Origin of the sequence: Cobetia sp. MC34, assembly GCF_018340035.1 — a bacterium.
GTDB classification, from domain to species: domain Bacteria; phylum Pseudomonadota; class Gammaproteobacteria; order Pseudomonadales; family Halomonadaceae; genus Cobetia; species Cobetia amphilecti.
Window position 1 is genome coordinate 1 of the sequence record NZ_JADPPY010000048.1, and the last position, 18,980, is coordinate 18,980.

Consider the following 18,980-nt stretch of genomic DNA (forward strand, 5'->3'; position numbering starts at 1 on the left):
TGTCGGCAAAGTCATGCGCCGGGCATGCCTTGCCGCATTCCGGGCAGGCATAAAGGCTCCCCCGGTCGGCTTCCACGTAAAGCTCGAGACGATGCGGAGATGACGTGGTATCCAGATGCTGGTCCTTAAGTTTCCAAGGCGCTTGCAAGCCCAAGCCAAGGGTCAGGATCTGAGTACCATCCATGTCAATTCTCCAGTCTGTTCGGGGCCCCATATCCTGGACCATTCCAGGGCACTAATTCCACACCTGGCGTCGAAGAGCCAGAAAGAGGGGATTCACGCAAGCCAACAAGGCGTGAGCCGCCCTTATGGCGCGCAAGACACCCCCCCCCCGACAAGCTTTTTGTTCGCCATTCCTCCTTCTGTTGAGGCGATTAGGGCACGTGAAGCGCGTGACATACAGATGTCATTGGCCGGACGCCCTTGCTGTCATGCTCAGGAAGCAGACGCCTCTCACCCGGTAAACGGCCGCCTTTTAGTCTAATAAACTGGCCTGCTGTGCGTGATGAGTGGGCTGCGATACTCCACAGAGTCATTGACTATCAATGAGTTGGCGAAAATAAACTTCACGATCATCACTGGTAATACCAGATGACCTCAAGTAGCAGAAACAAATGGACTCTCTTACCTTGAGCTAGCGTCAGGTGCGACATAACCACGCACCCACCAACAACAAAGACTTATAAAACGACGTTCGCCACGCAACATAGGGAGAGTGCTGCACATGAATCAGTCGCTATTGGCACTATTGGCCTTTGTGCCATTGCTGCTCGCCGGGGTGCTGTTGATCGGCTTTCGCATGGCCGCCCGCCTCGCCATGCCCATCGTCTTCGTGGTCACTGCACTGATCGCCCTGCTGGCTTGGGACATGACCTTCACTCGTGTCCTGGCCTCGTCCCTGCAGGGGCTGATACTGACGGTCGCGATCCTGTGGATCATCTTCGGCGCCCTGCTGCTGCTCAATACCCTCAAGCATTCCGGTGGCATTGCCGCGATACGCAACGGCTTCTCCGGCATCAGCCCGGACCGCCGCGTGCAGGCCATCATCGTCGCCTGGCTGTTCGGCTGCTTCATCGAAGGTGCCTCCGGCTTCGGCACCCCTGCCGCCGTCGCTGCTCCCTTGATGGTGGCGCTGGGCTTCCCGGCCCTGGCGGCGGTCGTGGTGGGCATGATGGTGCAATCGACGCCGGTCTCCTTCGGTGCGGTCGGCACGCCGATCGTGGTCGGGGTCTCCGGTGGCCTCGACAAGGCCGGTGTCAGCGAGACACTGACCGCGAATGGCTCGAGCTGGGACGCCTACTTCCAGCTGGTGACCTCTGAGGTCGCCATCACCCACGGCATCATCGGGATCTGCATGCCGTTGATCATGGTTGCGGTGATGGTGCGCTTCTTCGGCGCCAATCGCTCTTGGCGTGAAGGGCTGGAGGTCGCGCCCTTCGCGCTGTTCGCCGGTGTCTGCTTCGTGGTGCCTTACGTATTGGCCGGCATGCTGCTGGGGCCGGAATTTCCGTCGATGATCGGCGCCATGGTGGGGCTCGCCATCGTGGTACCGGCGGCGCGCAAGGGCTTCCTGCTGCCCAGCCGGACCTGGGACTTCCCGAACGCTGACAGCTGGCCCGCGGAGTGGATCGGCAAGCTGGACATGACACTTGAGCCCGTCGAGGGCCGCAAGCCGCTCTCGGTCGGCATGGGGTGGCTGCCGTATGTGCTGCTCGCAGTGCTGCTGGTGATGTCGCGCGTCATCGCGCCGATCAAGGAAGCGCTGACCTCGTGGAGCTTCGGCTGGAGCGGCATTCTCGGAGAAGCTGACATCTCCGGCAGTCTGCAGCCCTTGTACCTGCCCGGCGGTATCCTGGTGGCCGTGGTACTGCTGACCATCGTGCTGCACCGCATGCGCATGCGAGACGTCAGTGCTGCCGTCAGCGAATCCAGCCGCACCATCCTCGGCGCAGGCTTCGTGCTGCTGTTCACGATTCCGATGGTGCGCATCCTGATCAACTCCGGCGTCAACGAGGCGGATCTGGTGTCGATGCCGGTGGCGATGGCGCAGTTCATCGCCGATAGCGTGGGCGATATCTATCCGCTGTTCGCGCCGAGTGTCGGTGCCCTCGGGGCCTTCATCGCTGGCTCCAACACCGTCTCCAACCTGATGCTGGCCGATTTCCAGTTCAACGTCGCCCAGGCTCTGGGCATCTCCAGCGCCATGATGGTCGCCCTCCAGGCGGTCGGCGCGGCTGCCGGCAACATGATCGCCATCCACAACGTGGTAGCCGCCTCGGCCACCGTCGGCCTCCTGGGCCGCGAAGGCGTCACGCTTCGCAAGACGATCCTACCGACACTCTACTACGTGATCTTCGCAGGCATTATCGGCATGATCGCCTTCCACGGCCTGGGGGTGGTCGACGGCTTGATGAGCTGACAGAGCGCCTCGTAACACTCTGGCAAACGACAGCAGGCCCGCATTGTGTGCGGGCCTGCTGTCGTGTAGAGGTCATCAACATAATATTGAATGTGTTTACTCCAGGGGCCTGTTTATCAACAAGGCACGGCGTAATAAATTGCCCAACATCGCCGAAACGGCAGCCTTCATGTCGCAAGTTTCTGGAGCAGACATCCCATGACCCATTCTGTATTGCCCCCTACCCGACTACAGCAGACCCGGTTGCAGCAGGCCCGCGAGCTCGAACTTCCTTCCCGCGAAGCCATGCTGCGGCGCGCCCCCTCCGTCCAGAAATTCTGGGACAGCCATCGTCAGCTGCTGAGTGACGCCTGGCGTGAATGGGAAGCCGTCGAGCAAGACGACCTCGCCATCCTCGATAGTGGATTGATCGACGAGGCGCTGCGCACTGCCGTCAAGCAGGCGTGGGAAAATCCCGAGCGCGAGACGGACGTCAAGGCGCTGATGACAGAAGTCGCCACTGACGTCTATCAGTGCCAGCTCTTCGATGTCGAGCGCATTGCTGATCTGCGCAACATGCTGGAACAGGCATGGGACGCCGGCATTCCGCTGCGCCCGCCCTACGGTATCGTGCTCAATCGACGCGGCGCCATGCTCGACCGTCGCTCAGAGGGCTATCTGGCGGCACCGAGTTTCCAGGCGTTCTATCAGCAACTGCTGGACACCTACATGCGCCCGATCTCGCGGCTGCTGTTCCCGGAAATCATCGGCTACGACAGCCAGTCCTTCGGCTTCTCGATCCACTATCAGCCCACCACGGACGCCTCGATTCGACCGCATACCGACGCCTCGTCCGTGACCCTCAACATCAACATGAACCTGCCCGACGAGACCTTCGAGGGCTCTGAGCTGGACGTTCTGGACGCCGCGAGCGGAGACGCAGTTCGCTTCTCGTTCACGCCCGGTTCGGCCATGCTGCATCGCGGTAATGTGCCGCATGCCGCGCAGCCGATCACCAGCGGCCAGCGCTCCAACCTGGTGCTGTGGCTATATGGTGAGCAAGGCCAGATACCGCCACAGGGCGCCCAGCGTCGGGCGATACCTGCCAGAGACCGCTGGGTCGCCTCGAGCGCCGAACAGGATGATTTCGCACCGTTCTGATGGCCAGCGTGCTCTACTGGTAAACATTAGTGAGCAAAAACGACAAAGGGGGCCTTTGATAGGCCCCCTTTGTCGTTGTCATGCGATCGATAACGCCGCTCAATCATCCGCTCATGACCACCTGATCATGGCCTCGCCTGCCATGACGGGAAAGCCGAGCAGGCCACGAAGGGTCGCGGCATCCGGCGAGAGAGTCAGCCAGCTCACGGCCACGATATTGAGCAATACCGCACACCAGAACACGAACCGGTAGCTTGTCTTGCGCGTCTTGTGACGCAGGCTCTGTTGGGCGATCAGCGCGCCCGGCCAGCCACAGACAAGCTCCATCAGGTGCAAGGTGCTCTCGGCCACGCGCCACTCATCCTGTGCGGCCGCCTGCTTGTCGACTCGATAGACCAGATACGTCACCAGACTCATGCCCAGATACGCTGCAGGCAACATCCACGGCAGATGCCCTTGCTGCCATCCCGCCCCGAGAACGACCGCGACGACCAACGCCATCAGCCACGCGAACATGACACCAGCGGACGTACTCGAAGCTCCTGCCCCATGGGTGCGAAAGCGGATGGCACGTGGGCGATTGTTGTCATCCATGCCCAACTGATAGTGCACCTGCGCGCTGGCCTTGGGTCGCCCACGCCCCTGGTAGGCGCTGATGTGGGCAAAGACATCCTTGCCACCCGACGCCGGGGTGATGAAGCCAAAGCCCTTGTCATCGTTCCAGCGCGTCAATCGTCCTTGAATGTTCATCGTCTCATATCTTCCTGAGCAGGCCCTTAGCCGATGAAGGTGCCCGTGGCGTTGCCGCCGCCCTTGCCGCCGGAGCCACCATCGCCGTTGTCGTCGTCATCTTTTTCATCTCTTTCACCCCTGCGCTCCCGCTCGTCACACTGATCGCCCCAAGGGTCCTGATCCCGTGAGTCAGCGCCGCCTTGTTCATGGTCGCGGATATCGGCAGCAGAGGCCTTTTGCGAATTGGCGTACACGGCGAGCGCATCATCGGGATTGCGCGCCGGGACCTGGGCCTGCTCTTGATAGCCCTGGGTTTCCAGCAGGCTCGCGTACCACAGGTTGCCCTTGAGGCTGATGGTCAAGTTGAGGCCCAGGAACAGGATATTGGAGATCAACTGCCCTCCCTGCGTCGCCGGAATGAAGACCGAGCTGAGCACGATGAAGCCGAACAGACTGGCCGCCAGCAGCCACATGCGCTTGTAGAGCGCCCAGAACAGGCCGAAGAAGAACGCCGGCCATGACCAGCCGATCTTGACGGCACGCGCCCCGTGCTCGGGATGCGTCAGAATACGAAATGAAGCCATCGTGAAAATCCTTGTCTGTGATGCCGAGCGGGCAACAAGCTGCGACAGGCTCGGATAAATGACACACGCTTCGTACTATACCGCCGGCCACTTGTCAGGACCATGAACTGATCTATCGCTATCTCACTGATTTGCATCGGGCTTGTCAGCCGGTCAGAGAGGACTGAAAGTCACCATCAACCTCGAGCGCCTCCCTGAGTTGTGCAATAAGACGGTAATCGTGGAGCGTGTGTCCAACATGACCGACAAAGGCTCCGATATCGACGTGCGTATTGGCTCCCTGCTGACCTCGGGCTGTCAGCTGTGAGAGTCGGCAACGTGGGCGCGTGGTGCACCGAGCTATTTCGCCCGCGAGGGCACCCCGGACTCGCTGGAGGCCTTGGCCGGACAGCGCTTCGTTGCCTCGAGCAACGTGAATACCAGCAAGGAGTGGCACTTCGGCCGCGCAGGAGAACACGCCATACGAGTGGGCCCCGGCTAACGATGAGCAGCATTGCCGCCTGCATCGAGGCCGCCCGCAGTGGTTGGCATCACCCGCGTGCTGTCCTATCAGGTCGGCGAGGATCTCGCAGCGGGTCGCCTGCAGGCGGTACTGGAGGAGCTAGAGCCACCATCGCTGCCGATCCACCTGTTGCACAGCGAGGGTCGCGGCGCGGTGGCCAAGGTCCGCACCTTCCTGGATTTTGCCGACGAACGCCTGCGCGCCAATTCTGTACTGAATCCCTCACCGTCAGCGCGATTGACCGACTGAGCCCCCCTCCGACGGGCTGAAGGCCGTCATGTCCTGTTGCAACAGGCTCGACAGGCGACTGGCGCCATCACTCAACTGACGGCCTAGGCGGCTGATCAACTGCACATGCGGCGTGACGAACTGGGCTTCCTGCAGTGGAATTCGACACAGGCGGCCGGCGGCGACCTCCTCGGAGACCACGAATTCCGGCAGCAGGGTCACGCCGCCATGCAGCGCGAATTGCTTGAGCATGGCGAGGGCGTTGCAGGTCAGGGTCGGGCTCAGCATGACACCGGCCTGATGTTCGGCCTGGGCCACGATCTGGCGGATGCCGAATGACACCTCCGGCAGGGCCAGGGAGTGACTGGCCAGTGTTGCCAGCGACAGCGGCTCGAGCTTGCCTGCCGCCCGCCTTGAGCCTTCCTGAGCCCCGAACCGTTGGCCCCCGAACTGTCGAGCCAAGGCATGCTGCGGATTGACCACTGCACACACCGGCTGCGGCCGCGAGACATGCGTGCGAATCTTCGGATCACGAGTCGGGTGAAACACCAGCCCCAGATGCGCCTCGTCCTCGACCACCTGCCGGATCACTTCATTGGTTCCACACAGATTCACCTTGAGTTCGATGCCCGGATAGCGTGCGGAAAAACGACTCAATGGCCCCGCCAGCCCCTCGATGAAGCCCTCACCGATCGCCAGCACCAGCGAGCCGCTTTGCAGCCCCTTCAATGACTGCAACGACTCGAGCAGAACCTCCTGCTGCGCCAGACGCTGCCGGTAATACTCCAGCACCCGCTCCCCCGCCTCCGTCGGCTTGACCCCGCGACGATGGCGCTCAAGCAGCGGCATGCCCAGCTCATGCTCCAGCTGGGTGATCTGTCGACTGACCGCGGAAGGCGCCACATTCAGGAAATCCGCTGCCGCACGCACGCTCCCGAGTCTTGCCGCCTCATGGAAATGACTGATACGTCGATCCTGCACCAGACTCATCACGCCCCCAGCATTGCCTTGAAGGCAACATTAAAGTGAATTCGGGATTATTGCTGGAACACAGAAGCGCTGTCCATACTCGAGTCACCGGGTGCTACTCCCCCTTCACCACGACAGGAATCACACAATGACAACAACCGTCGGTGTCATCGGATTGGGCAACATGGGCGGCGGCATAGCCGCAACCCTTGCTCGCCACGACTTCCCCGTATTCGGGTTCGATCTCTCTCAGGCTGCGCGTGACAGGGCCGCTGCGACAGGCGTCACGCCGGTCAATTCCCTCAACGAGCTGCTCGAGAAGGTTGATGTGGTGATCCTCTCGCTGCCCAAGGCCGAGCATGTCGAACGCCTGTGTCTAGGCGGCGAAGACGCGCCAGTCAGCGATGCAGCAGAAGACCACCATAAGGCCGAAAGCCTGCTGGCCCTCGCCAGGCCGGGGCTGATCGTGATCGACACCACCACCTCGACTCCCGAGACCAGCCGCAAGGTGGCGGCGGCGCTGGCGACGCGCGGTATCAACTTTATCGACGCCCCGGTGTCCGGCGGCCCCAAGGGCGCCGCGAGCGGCAGCATGTCGATGGTGATCGGCGCCGAGGATGAGGTGCTGGCAAGCGCCATGCCGGTGCTGGAGGCCATGAGCGGCAGTCGAGTGCACGTCGGTCGCTGCGGGGCGGGCAATGTCGCCAAGATCGCCAACAACATGCTCGCCGCCTGCCACCTGATCAGCACAGCGGAAGCCGTTGCCATGGCCGCCAGAGCGGGCGTCTCCCCCGAGAAGTTGCTGGAAGGCGTGAATGCGGGTTCCGGGCGCAGTGGCGCGAGCCAGGTGATGTTCCCCAACTGGGTGATCAACAAGGCCTACGATTCCGGCTTCACCATGGGCCTGATGCGCAAGGATGTCGGGTTGGCCAGTGATCTGGCGCAACAGCTCGGGATGGAACTGCCCCTCGCCAACGCCGTCGCCCAGCTATGGAACGAGAGCCGCGCGACGCTGGATGACAGCGAGGATTTCTGCGCCATCGTGCAACGCACTGACCCGACTCTCTTCGGTCACGGAGCATAAGCCATGCTGACCCACGACATGACCCCGGCATTCTCAACGACTCAGCGTATCGCCGAACTGATGCAGGCGTTTCAGGGCAGCAGCCAATCTCATGACGACACTCTTGTCGTCAGCAGCCTGATCGGTGGCGAGTTCATCAAAGGTAGCGGTGAGAGCATCGAGGTGCGCAACGCCCAGGATGACAGCCTGATGCTGTCCTTCCCGGATGCCGACATCTCTCAGGTAGCGCTTGCCAATGCCGCCAGCCGCGAGGCCCAGCAGCAATGGGCTGCCCTGACCGCCCAGGCCCGCGGGCGCGCCATCTACCGCATAGGCAGCCTGGTCCGAGAACAGGCCGACACCCTGGCCGAACTCGAGGCGCTGAGCGCCAACAAGCCGATTCGCGATGCACGGGTCGAGGTGGCCAAGGTCGCCGAGATGTTCGAGTACTACGCGGGCTGGGCCGACAAGCTGCACGGCGAGGTGATTCCGGTCCCGACCTCGCACCTCAACTACGTCACCTACGAGCCGCTGGGCACCGTGCTGCAGATCACGCCGTGGAACGCGCCCATCTTCACCGCCGGCTGGCAGATCGCCCCGGCCATCACCGCCGGCAATGCGGTGATTCTCAAGCCCTCGGAGCTGACGGCGCTGTCCTCGCTGGCGCTGGGCGTGTTGATCGAGCGCGCCGGTGTGCCGCGCGGGCTGGTCAATGTCATCGCCGGCTACGGCCATAGCATCGGCCAGGCGTTGATCGCCGAGGGCGACATCCGCAAGGTGGTGTTCGTCGGCTCGCCCGCCACCGGCCGCCACATCGCCACCGCCACGGCGCAGCGCTGCATCCCCTGCGTGCTGGAGCTGGGCGGCAAGTCCGCCAACATCGTGTTCGAGGATGCCGATCTCGAGGTAGCCCTGCGCGGCGCCCAGGCGGCCATCTTCTCCGGCGCCGGTCAGAGCTGCGTGTCCGGCTCACGCCTGCTGGTGCAGGCCTCGATCTTCGACAAGTTCACCACTGCGCTGGCCGAAGCTGCCACGCAGTTCACGCTCGGTGACCCGCAGGACCCTAACACCCAGATCGGCCCGATCAACAACGCGAAGCAATACCAGCATGTGACGTCGATGCTTGCCGGCGCCATCGAGGACGGCGCGCGCCTCGCCGATGGCTCAGCAGAGCCCATTCCAGTCACCGGCGGCTATCATGTCGCGCCGACGGTACTGCTGGGCGACAACGCCATGGCCTGCGCGCAGGAAGAGATCTTCGGCCCGGTCGTGGTGGCCATACCGTTCGAGGAGGAAGCCGACGCCATCCGCATCGCCAACGACAGTCGCTTCGGGCTGGCCGGCGCCGTCTGGACACGCGACGTCGGCCGCGCCCACCGCGTGGCACGCCAGGTGCGTGCCGGCACCTTCTGGGTCAATGGCTACAAGACCATTCACGTCAGCTCGCCCTTCGGCGGCTACGGCGAGAGCGGCTATGGCCGATCCTCAGGGCTGGATGCGCTGCGCGAATACAGCGAAGTGAAGAGCGTGTGGGTCGAGACGGCAGCCGAGCCCGCCGCCAGCTTCGGCTATGGGGCCAGCTTGGAATGAAGATTGGGCAGTAAGCAGTCGTTACCTCACAGTCCTGATTTGCTACCACCGAGCGCTGCCATCGACATGGGGTAGCGCTCGAAGGGTGATTTCGGCCATATAACGTCACACCCACTGCCTGACCGAGGTTTCTTCCCCCTCCGCAACTCGAACGTACTTGGCGTTTGATAGCTTCATCCCACCATGACTGATCTTTTTGCCCTGACACAATAAGTGAAACGTAAGTAAACACCCCCAGTGCCCATGGACACTGCGACTAAAGATCAGCTTGCAGCACACTTCAATGACACTACGATGGGAACGATCCCATCACTTTTGAATTTCCGAGTGTGACATGCCTTCAGACAACCAAAGCACTTTCGTATCTAGCCGCCGCGCTACCCTGAGGCAAGTTGCACAAGAGGCTCGCGCATCGAAGACTAGTGTCTCTCGCTACTTTGGTGGAGCACGCGAGCAATTATCACCCGACCTACAGAAGCGCATTGCTCAGGCAGCCGCTCAACTTAACTATCGTCCCAACTTAATAGCACGCAGTCTTAAGGGAGGCCGTACCGGCCTGATTGGTATGCTAGTTGCAGATATCCGGAACCCCTTTTCGGTTGCCGCCATGCATGGGGTGGAACAAGCAGCACGAGAGCAAGGCTTCTCTCTAATGGTTTGCAACACCAATAATGATCCTCTCCTTGAACAGGTCCATCTGACTCAATTGACCAGTTATGGTATTGAGGGTTTGGTAGTCAATGCCAGTGGGCAGGCCAGCCAAGAACTTATTGATCTGGCCACTAACGGGTTTCCTATAGTGCTATTGGACCGTCAATTACCGGGAATCGAGGCAGACATGGTTGGACTCGACAATGATGCCGCCATCGACATCGCTATTGCGCATCTCAGAGAGGCTGGATATCGAGACGTTCTCTACCTGAGCGAACCAATCAACCACACCAGTTCACGCCAAGAACGCTTGTCGCGACTCACCTATCAGCTAGCCGCGCATGAGGGCACGCTAAATGGCCATACCTTTATGCTATCGCTATCTGATGACCTAGCTTCATTGTCACCCGTGATAGAACAGTTCATGTCCACGGCAAATCGACCTGCCATTCTGTGTGGCAATGGCAATATGACGTTGATGGCGGCACGTTGCCTCAAACAGCTCAAGCTGGACCTCGGCTCTATTGGCCTCCTGGGAATTGACGAGCTGGAGTGGTGCAGTCTACTTACTCCGGGCATCACGACATTGGCGCAACCTACGGAAGAAATCGGGCGGCGTGCCTTTGCCTGTCTGCTGGAGCGCAATCGTGAGGCCTACGTCGGGCAGTCACGGCATATCCGCTATCACCCAACATTGATCAAGCGTGGCTCAACATCCTGTCCTGACTTCCACGCTACCTGAATCACTTATCTTTTCATTTCTGACATGCCTTAACCCTTATAAGGAGACAAGGAAGGATGACGTCATATCTTGATATGGTACCGTTACCAAAGCCTGATCGTTCTTCAACTCTTCCGCAGGTTTCCGTCTGCACCTCTGCTTTCGGTAGTACCTTGATACTGGCACAGGGGCAGGCCGCCAGCCTGGACTGGATACGTGAGGCCGGGGCCGACAAGGTCGAGATTCGTCGCGAATTATTACCTACTGACTTCCAAGCTTTTGATATGCTGGGCGCGCAATGCGCAGAACATTCACTTGGCGTAATTTATTCCACAGCAGATGGGCTCTGGAATGAAACGCGTCCTGCCGAAAGCGTGTCTAGGCGACTACACGAGGCACGTGCACTGGGAGCGGAAAGCATCAAGTTCGCACTCGGTGACTATCGTGGGGCCGGTCGAGATACTTGGCAAGCGCTGTCAGTCTTGTTTACCGATAGCGGGGTCCCTCAGATACTGATCGAGAACGATCAGACCTCACAAGGTGGCTCCATCTCCGCGATGACTGCCTGTTTGAAGGATGCCGAACATGCTGGCTGTTCATTAGGAATGACGTTCGATATTGGCAATTGGCAATGGTGTGGCGCCAGCGCACAGCAAGCCGCGGAGCGCCTCGGCCGACATGTACGCTATGTACACTGCAAAGGTGTGAGTACTGATATCTCAGGCAAATGCCACGCGCGCGTACCAAGTGACAAAGATCTTTGCGAGTGGTCTACAATGTTCCGCCATTTTCCTAAAGATGTAATGCGCGCTATTGAATATCCACTGCAACCCACACCCCCTCTTGCGCAAGACGATATGAGACATGCCGATCTTCGCTATCCTTTATCCGACCTACCAAGCATTACTCGTCGCGAGGTCGAGCGGCTGAGAGCGATCACTACTACTCGGTAAATACTACTCTGTCTCCAAGCACGATTTTTGTGACCGCTTTACCACATGCTGGATTTTTCTTGTTCCACACAATCATTCCTGGAGTATTCGTGAACAAATCACACTTTCGTAAAAATTCTCCGGAGATCATCGCTTTTGGCGAAGCCATGGCTATGCTGGTAGCCGATGAAACCGGTGCACTAGAGTGCGTAGATCACTTCCATCGCCGAGTGGCAGGGGCAGATACCAATGTCGCTATCGGTCTAGCACGACTGGGCTTTCATGTTGGTTGGTTGAGCCGCGTGGGTGACGATAGCTTTGGGCGCTATCTACGCAAGACACTCGGCGACGAGGGGCTGGACTGCCAGTTCTTGCATACCGACCCCCTGCACTCCACCGGATTGGTGTTCAAGGCACGCGCCAATCATAGTGAGGATCCTGCAGTGGAGTACTACCGCCGCAACAGTGCTGCAAGCCAGCTATGCATTGAGGACGCGAAAGGCATCGACTTTTCGCAATTGCGTCATTTGCATGCCACAGGCATTCCACCCGCGCTATCTTCTGCCACTTGCGAGCTTTCAGAGTACATGATGGCAAAGGCACGTAATGCCGGAGCCAGTATCTCGTTCGACCCCAATCTGCGACCTTCCCTATGGAAAAACGAAAACGTGATGCGAGAGACTCTCAATACTCTGGCAGTAAAATCTGATTGGGTATTACCGGGGCTATCTGAAGGGCGCCTTTTAACCGGCCATGAAAGACCAGAAGCCATCGCTGACTTCTATCTCGATCGCGGTGCGCGAGCTGTGATTATCAAACTCGGTCCACAAGGTAGCTACTATCGGGGGGTTCTCAATGGCCAGCTTGAGTCCTATACGGTCGAAGGCATTCCGGTGACACGCGTCCTAGATACCGTTGGTGCTGGTGATGGCTTTGCCGTAGGTCTTATCAGCGCTTTGCTGGAAGGCTTCACTCCATCTGAAGCACTGCATCGTGCCAATTTAATAGGAGCTCGTGCCGTCCAAGTTATAGGCGATATGGAAGGGTTGCCAAACAGTGATCAGCTGAAAGACCTCACCCAACATCTCATCTGACCTGCAAACATCAGGCAGCACAAAATTTCGTTTTATTGACACAGGAGTGACACCTCATGAGAAAACGTATCGTTGCCTTTCGCCGACTCAACCAGGAACAGCTTACACAGCTTCGGCAGCATTACGATGTCGATTTCTTCGAGCATCATGAAGACGCGGATAGCCCGGCCTTTCATGCGGCGCTTGCCAAAGCACATGGCCTCATCACTGCTGGCCTTAAGGTCACACCACAGCTGATCGATAGCGCGCCGCATCTGGAAACCATCGCAAGCATCTCGGTCGGCTATGACAATTATCCGCTAGCAACGCTGAACGAACGAAATATTCTGCTGTGCAACACCCCGGATGTATTGACCGAAACCACAGCAGATACTGGATTTCTTCTGATCATGGCAACTGCACGTCGAGCAATTGAACTGGCCAGCTGGGTAAAAGACGGTCACTGGAAGTCTAGCATTGGACCTGACCTCTTCGGGAGTGATGTTCACGGCAAGACACTAGGAATGGTGGGATTCGGCCGTATCGGAGCTGCCATCGCACGTAGGGGATCACTTGGCTTCGGCATGCAGATACGCTACACCATGGCATCGCCAAAACCCGAACTGGAGAAGGAACTGGGTGCACAGCGCTTAAGTTTGCAAGAACTGCTGGCAACGTCCGACTTCGTCTGCGTGAGCGTGCCGCTGAATGCAGATACCGAAAAGCTGATTGATTCAGCTGCCTTGAAGCGTATGAAGCCCAACGGCATTCTGATCAACATCTCGCGTGGCAAGGTCATCGACGAGCAGGCGCTGATTGAGGCTCTTAACACGGGGCAAATTGGCGCGGCAGGGCTGGACGTGTTCGAACAGGAACCACTGCCAGTTGAATCTCCTCTCCCGTATATGCCCAACGTGGTTGCCTTACCTCACATCGGGTCGGCCACCCATGAGACGCGTGCCGCAATGGCCCAACGTGCAGTCGATAACATGTTACTGGCGCTGGCGGGCAGTAACCCGATCAGCCCAGTGAACCCAGAAGTACTGACAAGAAGAGCCTCTGTCTAATTCATATCCCTACCACTAGACGAATAGCTTAGGACCTGCTGCGCAATCCTCTAGACCAAAGAAGAGTCGATGAATGACGAAATTGTCGCTAGTTTGACTGTATGATTTAGATCAATCCAAAAAAAACAGAATGCTCAGTGGCATTCACCGCCTGATCAGCACCAATTGCTACAGGAATCGTCCTTCTCATGACCGACACTCGACTTTCACGCGACAGCAGCAGTGTTACTCTGCAAGACATTGCCGCCCATGCTGGTGTCTCGCGCAGCACGGTATCGCTGGTGCTACGCGAAAGCCCATTGGTGGCGGAGCGTACACGTCGCAAGGTTCAGAAATCGATAAAGACATTAGGCTATGTCTACAATCGCGGCGCCGCTGCCATGCGTGGAGGACGTACGCAAACCCTGGGTGTCGTGGTCTATGACATTGCCAATCCGTTCTTCGGTGCCATGGTGGCAGGCATCAATGCGGAACTAAGCCAGCAGGACTATGTGTCATTCCTGGCTAACAGTGAAGACTCAGTGTCTCGCCAACAACGTTTCCTTGAACGTATGCGCGAACATCGTGTCGATGGACTACTTCTATGCCCTGCCGCCGGCAGCTCGCCTGACCTGATCAAAACGATCGAAGACTGGGGGATGCCTTGCGTCCAAATTCTGCGCTATCTCGGCACCCCACCGTACGATTACGCAGGCACTGACTTTCGTCATGTCGTAAGACTGGGGATGGATCATCTAGTATCACTTGGACATCAGCGCATCGCCTTCGTCGGGGGCGCCGAGCACGCAGTCAGCCAGGATCGCCTCAAGGCCTATGATGAATGCCTGCTACGCCATGGGCTTGCCTATCGCCGCCTGATTCTTGGCGAAGGTGTCACTCGCAAGGATGGTTTCCTGCTTATTCAAGAGTTAATGCAGGAAACCTCTCGGCCCACGGCAGTCATGTGTCACAACGACATGGTGGCCTTCGGTGTCATGCTGGGGCTCAAGCGCATAGGCCTAACACCGGGTAAAGACTGCGCAGTCATCGGCACTGATAATGTCGAAGAGGCAGCTTTGGGCGATCCACCTCTGACAAGTGTAGCCACGCATCCTTATGCGATTGGCGAACAGGCGGCTCGATTGGCATTGCGCCGAATAGCTGCTCCCAAGGCCCCCCGTGAGCAGGTTGTGCTATCCCCAAGCCTGGTGATTCGCGACTCGTGTGGCAAACCACTCAGCGAGAATGACATTCGAAGAGATATCACTGCATGCCTCAATTGAGAATTACTTACACAAGCAACCTAGTTTGGTACATGAGAATCAGATGTTGAAGCGCACACCTGATTGCATCAGACACTAATCGTTTCGACCCTTCCAGAGCGCCACCCATCGACAACAACAATGCCATGCCAGGAGTTAATTATGAACTTTAACTGGATCGATCCAAAAAAAATTCGTCGCCTACCCCGCACTCTTCTCACAGGCTCACTATTGACAGTAATCCTTGGAGCTTCAACTACAGCACATGCCATGGACCTGCGATTTGGCCACGGGGGCACGGCTGAAACAGCTTATCAACTTGGCGCAGAGCGCTTCAGTGAGTTGCTGTCTGACCAGACCGACGGTGAAATCAGCGTCACTATCCTCGGGAACTCGGTCATGGGGCATGAGACGGAAATGTTTGAGCAAGAAATGGCTGGTGCGCTCGACATGGCTATTGTCAGCCCAGGCCTGATCACAGACTTCTCTCATTCTGCCAACATCTTCTCGGTACCTTTTCTGTATCGAGATGTCGATCACTGGCAAAAGGTTTTGGATGGCCAAGTAGGCCAAGAGATCGCCGACCGTATTTCACAGGAAACCGGTGTCAAGGTATTGGCCTACTTTGGTGGTGGCAAACGCGAAGTCGTCAGCACAAAACCTGTGAATCGTCTTGAAGACCTCAAGGGGTTGAAGATTCGTACCAACCCGACGAAGCCTTTGATCACAGCCTGGCAGGCTATTGGAGTCAAGCCATCGGTCATGGCTTGGAAAGAGATTTATACCGGGCTGCAACTGGGTGCCATTGACGGTCTACTGAACGAGCCGGAATGGGTATTGCGGATGCGCTTCAACGAAGTTGCTCCACATCTCGTCATGACTGATCACGACATTACTGTGCGCCTTCTTACCATGTCAGAACAGACGTGGGAGCGCCTGAACGAAAGCGAACAGCAAGCAGTCACCAAGGCAGCACGTGAATCAGCCGCCTATGCTCGCAAGGTGCAGCTCAAACAAGATGCCGAAGCTCTCGAATCACTCGTCAACCAAGGAATGATCCTGCACAAGATTGATCGCGACAAGATGCAAGAGATGGTCAAGGAACCTCTGAAGAAGGTAGTCGCCGATATGGATCTGACCGACCTCTACCAGATGATCAAGGATGTCAACTAAGCGGAAATGATGATAAAACGGCACCCCACCATCCGGGGCGCCGTTCTCTTACTCCTATAAACGAGGACAGCGCTAATGTCGCTTATTCTCTCCGCGCTGACACGCCTGAACCGTGTGCTGGAAAAAATATTGTATGCTTTACTTCTCGCATTGCTGTTTGGATTTATTGCTCTCATCATCTATCAGATTCTCAGTCGCAATCTGCCGCTACTCCCCCGCTTATTTTGGACAGAGGAGTTCAGTCGCTTCGCCTTCCAATGGATGATCATGCTAGGAACCGCGGTGGGTGTACTGCATGCCGATCATTTCGTATTGGAAGCTTTTCCGAGTGGAACTCGCGCTGATCAAATGACCCGTTGGGCACGTGATCTGGCTTGTCTGGCCACAGGTATCATCTTCGTCTGGTTCGGAAAGGACTTCGCTATTTCTGGCCTAAGACGAAGTGCAACTGCTTCTGGCATGTCGATGATTTATGTCTACAGTGTATTCACTGCCTGTGGCGGATTCATCATCCTGTTCAGTCTTGAACGCCTACTACATGCTGCATTACACGGGATGTCCGCCATGGAGAAAGTGCTTAACACTCCCAATGCCGTCGACGAAATGGCGTCTAATGATATATCCGCAGATAATGGCGCTATAAACTCCTTATCCTCTACTAATGATACATTAAATCAGGGAGGTCATGCCTGATGCTGTCCATGGATATGATTTTCATCTTGCCCTGGGCTTTGTTTGCGCTACTAGGCATTCTTATCGTCCTTGGTGTACCAATCGCCATGGCATTGGTACTTACTGCAACCAGCATTATTTTCCTGGATCCACGTCTGACCTTTTGGATCATGTTCCAACGCATGTATAACGGCATGGATTCCTTCGTGCTTTTAGCAGTCCCTCTATTTCTGCTAGCAGGCAACTTGATGAATGCCGCTCAAATCACGGATCGTCTAATCACTCTTTGTATGCGTTTGGTAGGACACGTCAGAGGAGCACTGGCACACGTCAACGTTTTGGTCAGCATGCTTTTCGCCGGCGTCTCCGGCTCCTCTACTGCTGACAGCGCAGGCATCGGGACCGTACTTATTCCTGCCATGAAGCGTGAAGGTTACCCGGTCAACTTCTCGGTTGCCGTCACGGCGGCATCTTCCGTCATGGGTATCATAATTCCGCCCTCGATCAACATGATTATCTGGGGTGCATTGACCAACACTTCGATTGCAGGACTTTTCCTGGGCGGCATAATACCGGGATTGATGATAGGGATGGCTCAACTCGGTCTGAATATGCTATTCGTACGGAAGTACGATGTGCCCGTACGCAAGCGCGCTTCCATGGCCGAACTGATGAGTTCAGGCAAGGATGGCCTACTGGCCGCGGGGATCCCCATTGTCATCATCGGTGGCATCATCAGTGGTATCGTTACACCGACTGAAGCTGCAGTAATTGCAGTTCTCTATGCATTGGCACTCGGGTTTGTGGTCTACCGTGAACTCAGTCTTCACCAAGTGTTCGCTGCCTCAACCGATACCGTCAAACTCTGTTCTCTTTCACTTTTCAGCTTAGTTGGTGCCTCTATCTTCGGCTATCTGATCAGTTTCTATCAGATACCACCGAAATTGATGGAAGGCGTCAGTATCAGCGATCCTATTGTACTACTACTAATAATGACAGCCGTCATGCTGTTAATCGGTACCTTCATGGACTCGCTACCAGCCATGGCGATCATGGCTCCTATCTTCTATCCATTGGCGATGTCGGCGGGAGTTAACCCGGTACAATTCGGTGTGATTGGGGTCATGGCGCTTGGAATGGGACTTGTTACCCCCCCCTATGGCCTGTGCCTCATGATTTCAGCAAAGATAGGTGGCATCCCATTATTGCAGGCTCTGGGAATGACTATGATTTATCTTGCAATTATGCTAGCTGTCATAGTGCTACTAATCTTCTTCCCGGATCTGATACTTGCCATACCGCGCCTTATTGCGCCAGACTTCGTCTAAAATTGGGCTTTCCAACAACAACTCTTGACCTTGCAACCAATCATTATCCGGACATCTTAAACACTCTTTGAGTAATGTCCGGAGTTGCCCGCCTCTCACTCTTTCGCTCCTTAACTTCTCCTATTTTCTATTTCATTTATACAGTGCGTCCACTCTATCGGCGGAATAAGAGTCGGATATGCAGAACTCTAACCCCACCCTGGAAAAGGTCCTTCTAACGAGGAATCTTGGTCGGCCACGAAAACGTTGCCGCTACAGCGTCGTAGATAAGAACTATGACAGTGACAAGTTGCGCCGTTACTGCGACCACGCACGAATCAAGCCGGGCACCGCTCAACCAAAGATGATGCGCCCCACCCGTTAAGGCCCCCCCGTGGTTTCAATAATTCTATGCACCGTCAACGAACAGCGTGGAGCGCTCATTCAGTTGGCTGAAAGAGTTCCGCCGTATTGCGACGCAATATGAGAAGTTGGCCCGTAGCTTTTATGTGAGGGTATGCCTAGCATACGTCGCTTCCTACGAGCCGACTTTGCGTATAGAACCTAGCATCAGAGGCGTTATTCGGTGAGATTATAGATGAGTTCATCAATTGTAGCGCTGAGGAAAGGATGCGAACGTGGCATTTATCTGGATCCATTGTCTAACTAAATACCCCACAGACCAACTCTGTGGGGTATTTTCTGATCATGATGTTTCCTCTTCGCTTTTACTCTTTACTGTCAATGGCCAACTAATATCGAAAGAAACTTTGTGTGACGCGTGCGTCACCTTATCTGCCAGCGTAGTTGTCACCTAAACGGATTGAGAGGTGATCAACGTGCGTTATTCCACAGAGCGTAAGGAAGCCATCCTCAAGAAGATGGCGCCGCCTATGAGCATGACCATCCCGGAATT

General features: G+C 56.9%; 17 protein-coding genes and 1 pseudogene. 14 read left to right on the forward strand and 4 right to left on the reverse strand.

Going from position 1 to position 18,980, the window contains the following annotated elements; translation table 11 throughout:
* Positions 1-184, reverse strand: a pseudogene (locus IZU87_RS16005) (ISL3 family transposase); the annotation flags it as partial.
* Positions 185-724: 540 nt separating this feature from the next.
* Between IZU87_RS16005 and IZU87_RS16010 the strand changes: the two are divergent.
* Together IZU87_RS16010 and IZU87_RS16015 are read left to right on the forward strand one after the other, a co-directional pair.
* Positions 725-2,419, forward strand: a complete 1,695-nt coding sequence (locus IZU87_RS16010) for an L-lactate permease (RefSeq protein WP_213115183.1) — start codon at positions 725-727, stop codon at positions 2,417-2,419.
* A gap of 198 nt (positions 2,420-2,617) precedes the next feature.
* Complete coding sequence (locus tag IZU87_RS16015) at positions 2,618-3,559, forward strand: 2OG-Fe(II) oxygenase family protein (protein ID WP_213115184.1); 942 nt, start codon at positions 2,618-2,620, stop codon at positions 3,557-3,559.
* A 111-nt stretch (positions 3,560-3,670) separates the two neighbouring features.
* Here the strand turns inward: IZU87_RS16015 and IZU87_RS18080 are convergent, their stop codons facing one another.
* Both IZU87_RS18080 and IZU87_RS16030 read right to left on the reverse strand, forming a co-directional pair.
* Positions 3,671-4,309 carry a DUF1294 domain-containing protein gene (locus IZU87_RS18080; RefSeq protein ID WP_349305195.1) on the reverse strand — a complete coding sequence of 213 codons (639 nt, stop codon included), beginning with the start codon at positions 4,307-4,309 and terminating at the stop codon, positions 3,671-3,673.
* Positions 4,310-4,335: 26 nt separating this feature from the next.
* Positions 4,336-4,875, reverse strand: a complete 540-nt coding sequence (locus IZU87_RS16030) for a DUF2628 domain-containing protein (protein ID WP_213115185.1) — start codon at positions 4,873-4,875, stop codon at positions 4,336-4,338.
* Positions 4,876-5,395: 520 nt separating this feature from the next.
* Between IZU87_RS16030 and IZU87_RS16035 the strand changes: the two genes are divergently transcribed.
* Entirely contained in the window at positions 5,396-5,626 is a 231-nt protein-coding gene (locus IZU87_RS16035) for a LysR substrate-binding domain-containing protein (protein WP_213115186.1), read from the forward strand.
* On the opposite strand, the gene IZU87_RS16040 is transcribed toward IZU87_RS16035, so the two are convergent.
* A complete protein-coding gene (locus IZU87_RS16040) occupies positions 5,606-6,595 on the reverse strand; it encodes a LysR family transcriptional regulator (RefSeq protein WP_213115187.1) in 990 nt (329 codons plus the stop codon). The two genes, IZU87_RS16035 and IZU87_RS16040, sit on opposite strands and share 21 nt — an antisense overlap.
* Before the next feature lie 127 nt (positions 6,596-6,722).
* Between IZU87_RS16040 and IZU87_RS16045 the strand changes: the two genes are divergently transcribed.
* The 11 genes from IZU87_RS16045 (at position 6,723) to IZU87_RS16095 (ending at position 18,654) form a co-directional block, all read left to right on the forward strand.
* A complete protein-coding gene (locus IZU87_RS16045) occupies positions 6,723-7,658 on the forward strand; it encodes an NAD(P)-dependent oxidoreductase (protein WP_213115188.1) in 936 nt (311 codons plus the stop codon).
* Positions 7,659-7,661: 3 nt separating this feature from the next.
* Positions 7,662-9,227 (forward strand): aldehyde dehydrogenase family protein, encoded by a 1,566-nt coding sequence (locus IZU87_RS16050; protein WP_249330676.1) that lies wholly within the window; start codon positions 7,662-7,664, stop codon positions 9,225-9,227.
* Between the two features lie 334 nt (positions 9,228-9,561).
* Positions 9,562-10,620, forward strand: a complete 1,059-nt coding sequence (locus tag IZU87_RS16055) for a LacI family DNA-binding transcriptional regulator (protein WP_213115189.1) — start codon at positions 9,562-9,564, stop codon at positions 10,618-10,620.
* Positions 10,621-10,676: 56 nt separating this feature from the next.
* The gene (locus IZU87_RS16060; RefSeq protein WP_213115190.1) at positions 10,677-11,552 is read left to right on the forward strand and encodes a sugar phosphate isomerase/epimerase family protein; all 876 of its coding nucleotides are present in this window, start codon (positions 10,677-10,679) and stop codon (positions 11,550-11,552) included.
* 89 nt (positions 11,553-11,641) lie between these two features.
* Complete coding sequence (locus tag IZU87_RS16065) at positions 11,642-12,625, forward strand: sugar kinase (RefSeq protein ID WP_349305196.1); 984 nt, start codon at positions 11,642-11,644, stop codon at positions 12,623-12,625.
* A gap of 56 nt (positions 12,626-12,681) precedes the next feature.
* Positions 12,682-13,671 (forward strand): 2-hydroxyacid dehydrogenase, encoded by a 990-nt coding sequence (locus IZU87_RS16070; protein ID WP_213115191.1) that lies wholly within the window; start codon positions 12,682-12,684, stop codon positions 13,669-13,671.
* A gap of 188 nt (positions 13,672-13,859) precedes the next feature.
* Positions 13,860-14,933, forward strand: coding sequence for a LacI family DNA-binding transcriptional regulator (locus IZU87_RS16075; RefSeq protein WP_213115192.1), 1,074 nt, complete (start codon positions 13,860-13,862; stop codon positions 14,931-14,933).
* Positions 14,934-15,074: 141 nt separating this feature from the next.
* Positions 15,075-16,085 carry a TRAP transporter substrate-binding protein gene (locus tag IZU87_RS16080; RefSeq protein ID WP_213115193.1) on the forward strand — a complete coding sequence of 337 codons (1,011 nt, stop codon included), beginning with the start codon at positions 15,075-15,077 and terminating at the stop codon, positions 16,083-16,085.
* Between the two features lie 75 nt (positions 16,086-16,160).
* Positions 16,161-16,778: a TRAP transporter small permease gene (locus IZU87_RS16085; protein ID WP_213115194.1), complete on the forward strand. Its 618-nt coding sequence runs from the start codon at positions 16,161-16,163 to the stop codon at positions 16,776-16,778.
* Positions 16,778-18,085: a TRAP transporter large permease gene (locus tag IZU87_RS16090; RefSeq protein WP_213115195.1), complete on the forward strand. Its 1,308-nt coding sequence runs from the start codon at positions 16,778-16,780 to the stop codon at positions 18,083-18,085. Before IZU87_RS16085 ends, IZU87_RS16090 begins: the two co-directional genes overlap by 1 nt.
* A gap of 410 nt (positions 18,086-18,495) precedes the next feature.
* The gene (locus IZU87_RS16095) at positions 18,496-18,654 is read left to right on the forward strand and encodes a transposase (RefSeq protein ID WP_213115196.1); all 159 of its coding nucleotides are present in this window, start codon (positions 18,496-18,498) and stop codon (positions 18,652-18,654) included.
* Positions 18,655-18,980 lie beyond the last annotated feature (326 nt).